General features: G+C 68.4%; 12 protein-coding genes. 7 read left to right on the plus strand and 5 right to left on the minus strand.

What is annotated here, in order from left to right; genetic code table 11:
• Positions 1-598 precede the first annotated feature (598 nt).
• Positions 599-1363: a beta-glucanase gene (gene bglS, locus F4553_RS03885; RefSeq protein ID WP_184832075.1), complete on the minus strand. Its 765-nt coding sequence runs from the start codon at positions 1361-1363 to the stop codon at positions 599-601.
• 569 nt (positions 1364-1932) lie between these two features.
• On the minus strand, positions 1933-2964 hold the full coding sequence (locus F4553_RS03890; protein WP_184832092.1) for a LacI family DNA-binding transcriptional regulator: 1032 nt from the start codon (positions 2962-2964) through the stop codon (positions 1933-1935).
• A 309-nt stretch (positions 2965-3273) separates the two neighbouring features.
• Between F4553_RS03890 and F4553_RS03895 the strand changes: the two genes are divergently transcribed.
• The 3 genes from F4553_RS03895 to F4553_RS03900 are packed head-to-tail and all read left to right on the plus strand — an operon-like array spanning position 3274 to position 4936.
• Positions 3274-4566, plus strand: a complete 1293-nt coding sequence (locus F4553_RS03895) for a glycoside hydrolase family 6 protein (protein ID WP_184832094.1) — start codon at positions 3274-3276, stop codon at positions 4564-4566.
• 60 nt (positions 4567-4626) lie between these two features.
• A complete protein-coding gene (locus F4553_RS41690) occupies positions 4627-4752 on the plus strand; it encodes a hypothetical protein (protein WP_281394939.1) in 126 nt (41 codons plus the stop codon).
• Positions 4739-4936 (plus strand): hypothetical protein, encoded by a 198-nt coding sequence (locus tag F4553_RS03900; protein WP_184832096.1) that lies wholly within the window; start codon positions 4739-4741, stop codon positions 4934-4936. The genes F4553_RS41690 and F4553_RS03900 overlap by 14 nt, the downstream gene beginning before the upstream one ends.
• 170 nt (positions 4937-5106) lie before the next feature.
• Here the strand turns inward: F4553_RS03900 and F4553_RS03905 are convergent, their stop codons facing one another.
• On the minus strand, positions 5107-6036 hold the full coding sequence (locus tag F4553_RS03905) for an AraC family transcriptional regulator (RefSeq protein WP_221469684.1): 930 nt from the start codon (positions 6034-6036) through the stop codon (positions 5107-5109).
• Positions 6037-6108: 72 nt separating this feature from the next.
• Between F4553_RS03905 and F4553_RS03910 the strand changes: the two genes are divergently transcribed.
• Together F4553_RS03910 and F4553_RS03915 are read left to right on the plus strand one after the other, a co-directional pair.
• A complete protein-coding gene (locus F4553_RS03910) occupies positions 6109-7113 on the plus strand; it encodes an SDR family NAD(P)-dependent oxidoreductase (RefSeq protein ID WP_184832106.1) in 1005 nt (334 codons plus the stop codon).
• 265 nt (positions 7114-7378) lie between these two features.
• The gene (locus F4553_RS03915) at positions 7379-8206 is read left to right on the plus strand and encodes a hypothetical protein (protein ID WP_184832108.1); all 828 of its coding nucleotides are present in this window, start codon (positions 7379-7381) and stop codon (positions 8204-8206) included.
• Positions 8207-8287: 81 nt separating this feature from the next.
• On the opposite strand, the gene F4553_RS40605 is transcribed toward F4553_RS03915, so the two are convergent.
• Positions 8288-10492: a DEAD/DEAH box helicase gene (locus F4553_RS40605; protein ID WP_221469685.1), complete on the minus strand. Its 2205-nt coding sequence runs from the start codon at positions 10490-10492 to the stop codon at positions 8288-8290.
• A gap of 379 nt (positions 10493-10871) precedes the next feature.
• Between F4553_RS40605 and ppgK the strand changes: the two genes are divergently transcribed.
• Positions 10872-11612, plus strand: coding sequence for a polyphosphate--glucose phosphotransferase (gene ppgK / locus F4553_RS03925; protein WP_184832110.1), 741 nt, complete (start codon positions 10872-10874; stop codon positions 11610-11612).
• Positions 11613-11722: 110 nt separating this feature from the next.
• Here the strand turns inward: ppgK and F4553_RS03930 are convergent, their stop codons facing one another.
• Positions 11723-12190 (minus strand): acyl-CoA thioesterase, encoded by a 468-nt coding sequence (locus F4553_RS03930; RefSeq protein ID WP_184832112.1) that lies wholly within the window; start codon positions 12188-12190, stop codon positions 11723-11725.
• A 554-nt stretch (positions 12191-12744) separates the two neighbouring features.
• Between F4553_RS03930 and F4553_RS42855 the strand changes: the two genes are divergently transcribed.
• The gene (locus F4553_RS42855; RefSeq protein ID WP_376776190.1) at positions 12745-13071 is read left to right on the plus strand and encodes an STAS domain-containing protein; all 327 of its coding nucleotides are present in this window, start codon (positions 12745-12747) and stop codon (positions 13069-13071) included.
• Positions 13072-13348 lie beyond the last annotated feature (277 nt).

Genomic DNA, 13348 nt, shown 5'->3' on the forward strand with positions numbered 1-13348 from the left:
TCGCGTTGGACGACCCCCTCCTCACCCCTCGCTTGCCGGATCCGTGTTGTGGTGCTGCGGCCTTCGCACATCGGCGAGGCCTCATGCCGCTAAGCCGGAGCTTGCCCTACAGTCACCGTCCGCACACACGACCGAGGCGTCTCATATAGATGTTGGCGAGATTGCCAGAATGTTTCACCGCTATCAAGGGGGATCGGCCAAATAGGCGCATTTAATTGACGAGTGGCAGATCGGCGACTTCCCCTAGCGGCGTGAGATAACAAATTTGGCGCAGAAATGTTGAGTGGAAATTGGCACACGTTTCTTCCTCATCGACTGTTATGTGCGGAGCGGCAACGAAGTCGCAGCCCGTGAGGCTTGCGGAGATCGCTTCCGCGGACGCCGGCTCCGCTATGCCGCCGCCAGTGAGGATTGTCTTGTCCGCCTCAGGAAATGGCAGTGCCTCCAGCCGATGCGGATGTATCCCTCATCGACTGGAGGCACACATTGGCGAAGCCAGTCGGATGCCTTCTGACATGTGATGCCATTCGACTACCGCTATGTCGCCCTCACTAGCGTCACGTTGGCCGTCATCGAGAAAGGTCGTGGTGTCGGAAGCTCAGTACTTGGTGTAGGTGACCGAGTCGTAGCGGGCGGTCAGCGGTGTTCCCGGGTAGGAGAAGGGGCCGAGCCAGCCGTCGACGCCGATGCCGGGCCAGAGGTTTGCCATGATGCGCTGCGGGCGGGTCGGGAGCGGGCCGCGTGACCCGTTCTCCTGATGGACGAGGCGGCCGTCGACGAACCAGTTGATCGTGCCCTGGTTCCACCATTCGAAGGCGTAGGTGTGGTAGCCGGCCGAGGCGTCGAAGCCGAGGTTGATGATCTTCTCGTGGCCGCCGACGCCGTTGGTGAAGTAGTTGGTCTGCATCTGGGTGGTGTTCTTGCCCAGGATCTCGATGTCGATCTCGTCCCACGGCTGGTTGTCGCTCGGACCGGTGTAGGTGAAGAACGAGGTCACCGTGCCGGAGCGTTTGACGGCCTGCATGCGAGTCTCGAACCGGCCGTAGGAGTAGAGGTCGGTGGTGCGGAACTCGCCGGAGGCGTAGGGCTTCCCGGAGCAGCCGCCGGGGCAGGTGGCGGTGTCCAGGTTGATGCCCATGACCCCGCCGTTGAACCAGACGTGGTCGGCGCGCCAGCCGACGTTGAACATGCTGCCGTTGCTCCAGCCGTCTGATTTGTACCACCGGCTGGTGTTGTACGAGCTGAAGCCGTCGCTGAAGCTGCCGCCGATGGCGGCGTACGCGCCGGTGGGTGGGACGGTGGCCGCGACGGCGGCGACCGCCATGGTCGCGGCGAGGACGAGGGTGCGGGTGAGGCGTCTCATTGCCTGCTCCGGTGTGCCGGGGCGACCGCGGGCGGCGGTACGCCGTGGACGGGGACAGCGGCATCCGTCGCCGGCGTGGCGAACGGACGGGGCGGTGGCCGACCGGGGGTGCAGAGCACCCAGGCCTGCCTGTGCTGCCTTGTATCGCAAGTGATCTGGAAGGGCTCCCAGTCACCCTGATGGTCCAACGGCGTCACAGACGATGATGGATATGTCTTCCTGAGCTGTCAAGACCCCACCTAGGCATCGATCGGCAACTCGGCCTTTACACGCGAGAAGCATCCAGGTAGCTTCCAAAATGGAAGCGCTTCCAGTTGCACGGAGCCCCGGTCGGCCGCGATGGTTGCGGCGGCGTCAACGCACGTGAAGCCCTGGCCGACCGGGACGGCGCGCTTCCGTCCGTGGAAGGCGGCGGTCCCCGGCGAGTGTGGGCACACCCACTGGGGACCGCTGTCTGTATGCGACAACGACGGGCGCAGTCGGAGTCCTCGGACGAGGCCCGTCCCGGGTGGACGCGACGACCCCGCTCGACCGGGCCCCGGCCCGACCGGTACGGGGAGACGAACCCGCTACCGGTCGGCAGCCGGGCGAGTCGAGCCGCGCACGACGAGCCGGGCCGGCAGGATCAGCGGGGTCGGCCGCACACCGTCCAGAATCGACAGCAGCATCCTGGCCATCTCCGCACCGAGCGCCTCTATGGGCTGCCGGACCGTCGTGAGCTGCGGGTCCGTATGCAGAGCCGTCGGCAGGTCGTCGAAGCCGACGACGCCGACCTCGTCCGGGACGGCCCGGCCCCACGCCCGCAGGGTCCGCAGCGCACCAGCGGCCATGTTGTCGGAGGCGGCGAAGACCGCGTCGAGATCGGGGTGGGCCTCCAGCAGCCGGGCCATCGCCGCCGCGCCCCCGGCCTCACTGAAGTCGGCGTGCTCCACCCGGTGCGCGGGCAGCTCGGCTACCGCCATCGCGTCGCGGTACCCGCGGTAGCGCGCCTCAGCGACATCGAGGCTGAGCTGCCCGGTGATGGTGGCGATGCGGCGGTACCCCGCCTCGACGAGGTGCTCTGTGGCCAGCCGTGCGCCGCTGCGGTTGTCGGTGTCGACGTACCACTGGGGCTCGGCCCCCAGCGGCCGGCCGCCGAACACGACCGGCATGGTGGTCTGCTCGGCGAGCTTGGCGAGCGGATCGTCGCCGTGCAGGTTCATCAGCATGATCCCGTCCGCGCGCCGCGACCGCACGATCTGCCGCAGCTTGGCGGCGCCCTCGGGCCGCCCGGCCAGCACCAGCGTCAGGGTGACGTCGGTGCGTTCCAGCGCGACGCTGATGCCGTAAATGACCTGGGCGAAGAAGGCGTCGGCGAAGATGCCCGGCTCGTCGGTGGCGACCGCCAGCACCACCGCGCCGACCCGGTTGGTGGCCAGAGCCCGCGCGGACGGATTGGGGACGTAGCCCAGCTCCCTGACCGCACGGTGCACCGCAGCCCGCTTCGTGTCGCTGACGTTGCCCACGTTGTTGATCGCACGCGAGGCCACCGAACGCGACACCCCCGCCCGCTCGGCGACGTCTTCGAGAGTGGGCGTGCGGGGGGACGACGCGGTGTCCATGGGCGGTGCCCGGCCTTTCGTCGGGGGTCGGCGCGACCCATAGTAGGGCAGCCGGGTCCCGCCGAGGGTAGGCAGCGCTTCCAGAATTGACGGGCTTTCGGCACCGGTTCGCCTGCCCGACATCCCCGCAACCGCTCCCAGCCATGCTGTGATGGTGATCAGGGCAGTTGGTAGCGGTTGCGGGATTGGAGGCCGTTGTCATCCATTGACAGTCCCTCCAGGATCGACGACGATGCGTGTGGAAACTGGGAGCGCTTCCAGTTTCTCCCACTCGTTTTGCACCCGTCCCGTCCGTTCCGAGGAGACCCGATGCACGCACCAAGGCGGCTACTGTCCTGCCTGGCGGCGCTGGCCCTGACGGCCGCCGCTGTCGCCCCCTCCACCCCCGCGTCGGCGGCCGCGCCCACGGCCCCGGCGCACCGCACGCTGCCCGCCGACACCCGCTTCTACGTCGACCCCGCCGCCGGAGGAGCCCAGCAGGCCCTTGCCGACCTGCGCGCGGGCGACACCGCCAACGCCCTGCGGATGGCCCAGCTGGCCACCTGGCCGCAGGCGATCTGGATCGACAACGGCACCCCCGCGCAGATCAGCACCCAGGTACGCCGGATCATGGCCGCCGCCCGGCTCACCCGCACCGTCCCCGTGCTGGTCAGCTACTACATCCCCGGCCGCGACTGCAGCCTCTACTCCGCCGGCGGCGCGCAGTCGTCAGCCGAATACCGCACCTGGATCGCCGCGTTCGCCGCCGCGATCGGCGACGGCAAGGCCGTCGTCATCGTCGAACCCGACGGGCTGTCGCTGCTGCCCAAGGACTGCGCCGGCAACATCGACCCCACCGGGGAGCTGACCGCGCAGCGCCTGGCCGACCTCAAGGCCGCCGTCGGCCTCTTCGGCGCCCAGCCCCACACGTCGGTCTACCTCGACGCGGGCAACAGCGGCTGGCAGGCCGTCGGCGTCATCGCCGAACGCCTCCTGCAGGCCGGCATCGACCAGGCTCGCGGCTTCGCCGTCAACGTCTCCAACTACTGGCGCACCGAGCAGAACGCCCAGTACTCCACCTGGGTCGCCAAGTGCGTCTGGTGGTCCACCAAGGGACCCGACTGGGCCCGCGGACACACCGACTGGTGCGCCAGCCAGTACTACTCCGCCGCCGCCCCCAACGACGGGCAGCCCGGCAACTCGGTCGTCTACGAGGACCCGTCGACCTGGCACTGGACCGACGCCTGGTTCGACCAGAACGTCGGCACCCCGCCGCTGGACCAGCTCACCCACAACGTCATCGACACCAGCCGCAACGGCATCGGCCCCTGGACCGCCCCCGCCGGGAAATACTCCGACGCCGAAACCTGGTGCAACCCGCCCCAGCGCGGCATCGGCGCCCGACCGACGGCCAAGACCGGACTGGCACTCACCGACGCGTTCCTGTGGATCAAGACGATCGGCGAATCCGACGGCAGCTGCAAGCGCGGCACCGCCGGACCGGAAGACCCCGAATACGGGACAGTCGACCCCGCCGCCGGCGCGTGGTGGCCCGACATGGCCCACTGGCTGGCTGCGAACGCCTCACCGACGCTGACGTTCAACCCCCGCCTGCTGCCGTGACGCACCGGTGGGGCACCCTGGCCGGGTGCCCCACCGGCCGGGCTGACACGCTAGACCGGCTTGCTGCAGGCGGTCGAAACCGCACCTGCTGCGGATGGCAAGCCCTATCGTGAGATGGAACTGGAAACCGCCGACGACCGACGGGCCTGCAACATCGACGACGGGGACATCAATGACGACGACTGAGCCGACCTGCGAACTGGACCCGATCACGTGGGATGCGATGGTCGACGGGATGAAGAGGCACCACGTTCCGGACGACATCGTCGGGAAGGTCTGCGCTGACGCGCTCGCCGCCATCAACGCGACACCGGAGTCTAAGCGGGCCCAGCTGAACGCACAGGCAGGGCTGACCGACCAACGGTCCTGAAGACCTACCCGGTCTGCGAGTCGCTCAGCCAGTGGTCGCGTCGTACGCGGCGAGTTCGGCTTCCAATGCTGCGGCCAGGGGCGCGGGCTTGGAGAAGTAGTAGCCGACGCCCTCCAGCTCCTGGGTGCCGACAAGGCAGGCACTCCATTGAGCGCGGATGTCGAGAGGGCTTATGCAACAACCGCGGGCTGCTCCGCGCGGACACGATGGCGGTAGCGCATGGGTGACTCGCCGACCTCACGTTTGAATGCCGTGCTGAACGCGCTTTCCGAGCTGTATCCGAGGTCGACAGCGAGCGACCCTATCCGCACATCGCCGTCGCGCAGTGCGCGCTGGGCGAGCAGCATGCGCCAGCCGTTGAGATAGGTCAGGGGTGGTACGCCCGCTACCTGGCGGAAGCGTTCGGCGAACGACGTGCGGGACATCGCCGAGGCGTGGGCGAGTTCCTCGAGTTTCCAGGACCGGCCGGGTTCGGCGTGCATGCGGCTGACCGCCGGACGCAGTCGTTCGTCGGTCAGCACGCGCAGCCGGCCCGGTGGCAGCGAGGTCTGCCCGACGTAGGCTCGGAGGACTTCGAGGACCAGCAGTTGGGTGTATTGCCGGATGGCGAAGGCTGATCCCATCCGGTCGCCGGTCACCTCATCCACGAGCTGACCGATGATGGCGCGCAGACGGGTCGCCTCAGCGGCCGAGGCACGGACGTGGCCGACAGGCGGGAGCGCTTGTAGCAACAGTTGTTGGCCTGCCGGGTTGAGCAGGACCCGGCCGCCGACGACGAGGTCGCTGTCGGGGTCGGCGGTGAGCAGTTCGGCGGTCAGGCTGGTGACCTCCGGCTCGATCTGCCGCGGCGGGCCGTCGCCGGTACCACCTTCGAGTTCGATCCAGGAGCGGTTGTTGAGGATGGCGACGTCACCTGGTTCGAGGTGTATCGCAGCGTCGAGGCCGTCGGCCGACAGCCGGGCGCGCCCGCGGACCATCACGGTGAGCTTCAGGGGGGTCTGCCCGTGCGAGCGGGCGACCCAACGGCCGCGAGCGGCAAAGGCACCCGTCACCTGTCCGCGCGCCTCCACCAGGTCGAAGACTTCGGAGAACTCATCCACCTCCGGACTATCGCGAAGAAAATGCGGATCGTCAAGCATTCATCGTACGGAGAACCGGCCTACGGTTAAGCCATGACCACCGAACAGCAGCGCCCCATCGGCACACCGTTCACCGCCGCATCGACGGCCGACGACGTGCTCGCCGGACTCGACCTGACCGGCAAGCACGTCATCATCACCGGCGGCGCGGGTGGCCTCGGGCTCGAGGCCACCCGGGCACTGAGCAGGGCCGGCGCCTCGGTCACCGTCGCCGCGCGCGACCCGGAGCGGGCCGCGGCCACGCTCGCCGGCATCCACCGCGTCGAGATCAGTCAGCTCGACCTGCTCGACCCGGCGTCGATCGGCGCCTTCGCGGACCGTTACCTTGAGTCCGGCCACCCGCTGCACATCCTCATCAACAGCGCCGGCAACACGTTCGGCAAGCACACCCTGGACGCCCGCGGCTACGAGGCGGGCTTCGCAGCGTTCCACCTCGGCCACTTCCAGTTGACCCTCGCGCTGCACGCCGCCCTACAGGCTGCGCACGGCGCCCGGATCGTCAACGTGTCCTCCGGCGCGCACCGCACCAGCGACATCCGCTGGGACGACCTGCATTTCGAGCAGGGCTACAACGGCAACCTCGCCTACGGGCAGACCAAGACCGCCGGCGTCCTGTTCGCCGTCGAACTCGACCGGCGCTGGGCCGGCGACGGCATCCGTGCCTTCTCCGTGCACCCGGGCATCTCCGTCGCCTCGAATCTGGCGCACATGGAGCAAGGCACGTTCAGCATGCAGCAGCTGCGGGCGATGGGACTGATCGACGACGAGGGCCAGCCCATCATCCACCCCGAGCACGAGAAGAAGACGCCGCAACAGGCCGCCGCGACGATCGTGTTCGGCGCGACCAGCCCATTACTCGACGGCATCGGCGGGGTCTACCTGAAGAACAGCGACGTCGCGCCACTGGACCCCACCCCGTGGGGACCCACCCCCGTCGGCGAAAAGCCGGTCATACTCTCCGACGCCGCCCCGCACGCCCTCGACCCGACGTCGGCACGGCGGCTCTGGGAACTCAGCGAGGACCTGCTCAACAACTAGACTCGCCTTCCCCCTCGCGGGCAAGGAGCCGAACGACACCAGGTGCGACGTTCAGAGCTGGCTGCACCGAAGCCGAGCTCACCACACGCCGACCGCTCCGACTGCCCGCCGATGGGTCCGAAATGCCAGTCGGAGCGGTCGAGAGTTGTGCCGTCCCGCCTCCTCGATAACGGCTCAGATCAGGCTCTGTCCCACGCCCGCCATTCGCGTGTCCGATAGCGGACGTACTGCGGACAGCTGCCGGATCAGCCGCGATCTTTGACGGATGCTCCGTATCCGTGCGCGCCGGGCCGCCCTGCTCGTCATCGCGGCCCTCAGCGGCGTCGCGTCCACCGTCGCGGCGTCCACCCCGGCGTTCGCAGACCTGCCCAGCGGCGTCGGATACTCGGCCTCCTGGGACTACTACACCTCCACTTCGTACCGCTACACCGCGACGCTGCCCGGAATCCGGCTCACCGGATACGGCACCGACAGCAACGGCACGCGCACCACCCTCGGTACGATCAGCGACATCGCCGCCGACAGCCGCTGCGGGCGGGTCGTGCTCTACGGCGGCTCGACCCTGCTGGCCGACAAGACCGTCTGCGGTAACGGCACCTCGGTGAGCTACTCGACCGCCTCGTTCTCCGGCGTACTGAGCATCGTGTTCCACCGGATCGTCAGTGGCACCACGACGGTCGACCACAGCTACACCTTCGCCGTCCCCAGCTCGGTCAACGACCCGCAGCTGCGCACCGTGGGCACCGGCGCGTCCTGGACCTACACCGACGACCACTCCTTTGAATTCGCACTCCACCGGCCGACCGTCTCCCTGACCGGCAACGGCGCGCACCAGCCCTGGCAGAACCAGCGCAGCGTGCTCGCCGATCTGGAACCGGGAGCGTTCCGATGCGCCACCGGCCGCGTCCAGAGCACCAACCTGACCGTCACAGGCGGCGACTGCAACGGCGATATCACCTTCATCGACGACTGGTTCTTCTCCGGCTGGGTCCTGCTCGAGGCGTGCGACACCGGCTCGATGTTCACCAACGTCGAGAACCCCGTCCCGGCGCTACCCAGGTGCGTGAGCATCCAGGTCCCGACCCCACGCTGAAACCGCGAATTTCGTCCTCGGAGTGTCCGTCGGCAGCGGACGGCGTCACCTGAGTTCAGGTCCTGCGTACTGATGGTGGTTCTAGGCGTGGGACAGCCGATGCTTCTCCTGCGCCACGATGGTGCGGGCGAGCTGGACCTCGGAGATGTCGATGGCGCTCGCGGAGGCTTCGGCGATGGCGCTGTGCCGCACGTATGCGTCGAAAAGCTGGGCTTTGGAGCCGAGAATTTCGAGCATCCGCTGGTCTACCGAGTCGGCGATCAGCAGCCGGTGCACCTGGACCGACCGCACCTGTCCCATGCGGTGTGCGCGGGCGACCGCCTGCGCCTCGGTGGAGGGTTTCACCTGCGGTTCGCACAGGATCACGACGGAGGCGGCCTGGATGTTGAGGCCGACGCCGCCTGCCTCGATCTGGCACACGAGCACGGCGTCGGAGTTCGAGGCGGTGAACCGGTCCACGATCCGCTGGCGCTCCATGGTCGGTGTCGAGCCGGTGATGGGCCCGCAGGCGCGTGGGCCGAGGGCCGCGCATACGGTTTCCAGGACGTCGCGGAAGTATGAGAACACCACGACTTTCCGTCCGTTCGCCATCGCCTCGTCCGTGATCTCCAGCAGCCGGCCGAGCTTGGCCGAGTCGCGAGGGTCGCTGACCGCGAACGCCGCGCGGCGCATGGCCATGAAGTTGCCCTCGTTCACCGCCGCCTCGTATGCCGCGCCGTCCTCGGCGCCGAACTCCTCCCACTCTTCGACCTGCACGACCTGCGGAAGTTCGGTGAGTACGTCGCGCTGGTTGCGCCGAAGGTAGACGGGAGCAGCCACCCGACGGAACTCCTTGGCGCCCTTCACACCGTGCTGGGCCTCCATCGTGGCGGCGATCTCCGGCCTCAGGTGCCCCACCAGTGCCACGAACTCGTCGACCCGGTTCTCCAGGGCCGTACCGGTGAGGAAGAGCACCCGTTCTGATGCGGAGGCGATCTCGTTGACGGCCTGCGATCGTCGGGCGTTGGGGTTCTTCACGTAATGCGCCTCGTCGACGACGAGCAGGGACGGCTTCGTCTGCGTACCGGTGAGGGTGCCGAGCGAACCGAACGTCGTGACCGCGACGCCGCCCTGGGAATGCCAGCGGGCCGTCGCCTGGGCACGGTCCGCGCCGTGCAGGGCGACCACCGGCAACGTCGAATGCGCCGCGACCTCACGGGTCCAGTTGATGAGCACACTGGCCGGACACACCACCAGGAAATGGGTGGCGCCGCCCCCGGCGAGGTGCGCCATGGTCGCGATCGCCTGGACCGTCTTGCCCAGTCCCATCTCGTCGCCCAGGATGACCCGCCGCTGCACCAGCACGAACCGGACCCCGAACGACTGATAGCCGCGCAGCCGCAGGCTGTCCGAGAGGTGGGACGTGTCGAGCCGCTGTGCGTTGATCCGCTCCACGATGTCGGCCGGCAGACGGCCCTCGGCCGCGGCGTCGTCGCCGCCGAGATCGACGACATGAGCGAGCAGTCCGTAGTAGGCCGCGGACCGCCGCTCGAAGTCCCGCCACACTTCCGCCGCGGTGGGAGCCTTGACCGCGAGAACGTCCCGCGACGCGCGCAGCAGACCGCTCGACGCGGCGTCCTGCATCAGTTCCCGTACCCGTGCCGCGGCACCGTCCGCGGCCTGCTTTCGACCGGCGGCCATGAACAGCCGGCGCACGTTGCCGACACCGGCCTCCCGCGCCTGCGCGCGATGCGCCGCCAGCTCCCGGGCGAGGTGCGCACCCCGCGCCTGGTGCGCCTCGCCGGCGTGGCGCACCGCCCCCCACACCGCGAGGGCCTGCAGCAGCCGGGTGGTCTGCGCGTCGGACGGGTCGAAGTCGATGCGGAACTGCAGCGAGTCCCGCGCCTCCTGCCGGACCCGCTGCGCCGCTTCGATCACCTTCGCGGCCTCGTCCTCCCCGATGCCGCACGCGAAAGCGAGCTTCTCCGGCTCGGCGCGCAGGACATCGGCCACCGTGAAATAGCCCTTCTCCGGCAGCGTGTCCAGCCGCAGCCCGCCGTCGCCCGCATCGCGAATGGACTCGATCGACAGCTTCTCCGTCTGCGCCGACACCTGCCGCTCGCGGACCGCGTCGAAAGCCGCAACGGCCTCCGCACGCGCCGCGTCGACGACCTTGACCATCTGTTCCGCGTGCACCTGGGCCTTCTCGGCCCCGGCCAGCATGGCCCTGGTCGAACGACGACTGCTGCGCGACACGGGCGCCGTCCCGGTCACGCTCACCTTCGACCTGCCCAGCACCTCGCGCACATCACCCGACCGTACCCAGAGACCTGCCCTATGAAACTGCACCAGTTCGATTCGACGGCCGACGCTGATGAACCGCCCGATGGCAGGTCGCACTCTCTTGCTCCGAGGTGGGTCAGACCCAGCGCGGCGGTGCAGGCGGCGCGACGGAGGATGACGGCCGGCTGCTGACCTACGTTGCTGGACGGGACCACCGATCGCAGCGACCTGCGGGACAGCGGGTCCTCAAGATCGTTCGTTGGACACGTCGCAGTAGATCTGACCCGCGACCACCACGCTCACACATGCGACCCGACAGCCCTGAAACGGGTGGAGGTTGCCGGTCATCCGGTGGCAGGGCTGTGACAGGCTGAACGAATTACCACCGGAGTCAGGAGCAGCCATGACAGCCACGGAAGCACTCGGCGTCGACATCGGCGGCAGCGGGATCAAAGGCGCGCCGGTCGACCTGGTCCGGGGGGCGTTGATCCGCGAACGAGTGCGCATCCCCACGCCCAGCCCGGCCACCCCGGAAGCGGTCGCGGCGACGCTCACCCAACTGCTGGCGGAGATCGGGACGGACGGCCCGGTCGGGGTGACGCTCCCGGCGGTGGTCACGCACGGCGTCGCGCGCACGGCCGCGAACATCGACAAATCCTGGATGGGTACGGACGCAGCCGCCCTCTTCACCGCCGCGACCGGACGCCGTGTCTCCGTCGTCAACGACGCCGACGCGGCGGGCCTCGCCGAGGTCCGCTACGGCGCCGGGGCGGGACGCGACGGCGTGGTCATCGTGGTGACGCTGGGGACGGGGATCGGCAGCGCCGTCTTCACCGACGGCGTCCTGCTGCCGAACACCGAACTCGGCCACCTGCACCTGCACCACGGCGACGCCGAGGCCTGGGCCGCCGACTCGGCCCGCGAGCGCGACGACCTGTCCTGGGAGGAGTACGCCGAGCGCCTGGAGCAGTATTTCCGCCTTCTGCACGGGCTGTTCTGGCCGGATCTGATCATCGTCGGCGGCGGGATCAGCAAGAAGTCGGAAAAATACCTACCGCTGATCAACGTCGACACCGAAGTCGTTCCGGCAGTCCTCCAGAACAGCGCCGGCATCGTCGGCGCCGCCATGCACGCCCCGCAGTAGTCTTCTCCCCGCAAGAAGGACGCCGGGTGGCGCCGTAGCCGACGGTGCGCAGCCGTGAGCGGCGACGACCAGCCGCGCATCGCGCGAGCCCTGCCGCTGCGTCTCGGCATCTACACCGCGACGCGATGCTCGGCCTCCTCCAGGTGGGTCGGTGCGAGCAGGAGCCTGCGCAGTTCGGCAGACCACGGCAGGGTACGCCCGGTGGCGTGCTCGACCTGTACGGCGATCAGGCGACCCTTCGCGCAGAGCCGCTGCATCGGGCCGCGAATGGTGAACGCGTACTCGATCGACGTGGTGCCGACCCGCAGGACCAGGAGCCGGACCGTCGCCAGGTCGTGGACGCCCAGCCGGGACGTGAACGACACCTCGACGTGGACCCGGGCGAGGCCGAGGAACGGCTCGCCGGGCGCCACCGACCGGTGCAGCAAAGACTCCGCCTGCTCGACCAGCCTCATCGCCGTCGTGTTGTGCCAGTAGGAAGAGGCATCCGTATCCATCCACGTGATCTCATGCCGCACGGTGACCCCGGCGCCAGGGTCGCCGAGGAAACCTGCGAATTCCTCATCCAGTTCGAGCACGTCAGCGTCCCATCGTCCGGCTCCGGAGGTGATCAACCAACCTCAAAATCACACAAAGTGACCATAGTCCACCAAATAGCTACTGTCGGTGATTGACTGCGCAGACTCCGGGTCCGCCAGGTTCGGTCGTCCAGATACTGAACGTGCTCGGCGTCGACGCGGCGGTTTCTTGTGAACAGCGGCAGCACTCCCGGGAGAAATGCGGCATTTGTCAACGCAGAGTGACAGCCGGCGGACCGACGACGCTGTTAGTTCGGAACCACCACCCGTCTTCCGCCGCGACCCCGTCGTTGAGTCCCAGCCGTCGGGCCAAGGGCTGACGGCCGCCCATGCCCTGCGGCTGGACGGCGAACACCACGGCCCGCTGTGGAGCCTGCCGCTGCAGCAGGTGGTCTACCGGCAGCTCAGATACCTCGTCGTCATCCGGTCTGCCGTGACGGCACCGCTCGGCTGCCGCCCGCCTGGCACCGCATGGCGAGGACCGGTGCAGCCACTATCGCTTGCGCGTCCACCGGCAACCACTGACGGAATGTCACATGCAACAGGAGGCGCAAATGCCGAGCACACCGACACTGACGCACACTCTGACCAGGGACGGGTCCGCCCAAACCCTCGGCATTCACGGAATGGTCGACTTCTCCAACGCCGACGCGCTATCGCGATGGCTCAACTCAGCTGTTTCGACCGAATGCACATCACTGGTCCTGGACTTACGACACCTCGACTTCATCGACTCCTCTGGAGCGCGAAGCCTGATCGAGGGACACCGGCTGGCGGCAACCCACGGAGTGTGGATCAAGGCCGTTGGGGCATCACCGATAGTCCTGCGCACACTCAGCCTTCTAGGAGTGACCGACCTGTTTGATATCGCCCCTCTCTGACGCGGTGCCACGCCACATGACCGCTGCCTGCCTATCCATGGCGCGAGAGATCCAGGCTGAGGTCCGCTGACGCACGGACCAGCCTCGACGGCGCGTCCAGGCGGGCGGGGAAATATCTCTCGCTAGCACAAGGTGGCGCCCGACCGAAACGTGGAACCTGAACGTGAACGGCGGGCGGAGGCGTGCAGGGAGCGGCCAGCGGGTCGGACGAGCGGTTCGACTCGCCGATCCGGACACCGGTCGGCGAGGCGAACCACGAAGCAGGCATCGGGCTGGC

Source organism: Allocatelliglobosispora scoriae (genome assembly GCF_014204945.1).
Lineage (GTDB): Bacteria > Actinomycetota > Actinomycetes > Mycobacteriales > Micromonosporaceae > Allocatelliglobosispora > Allocatelliglobosispora scoriae.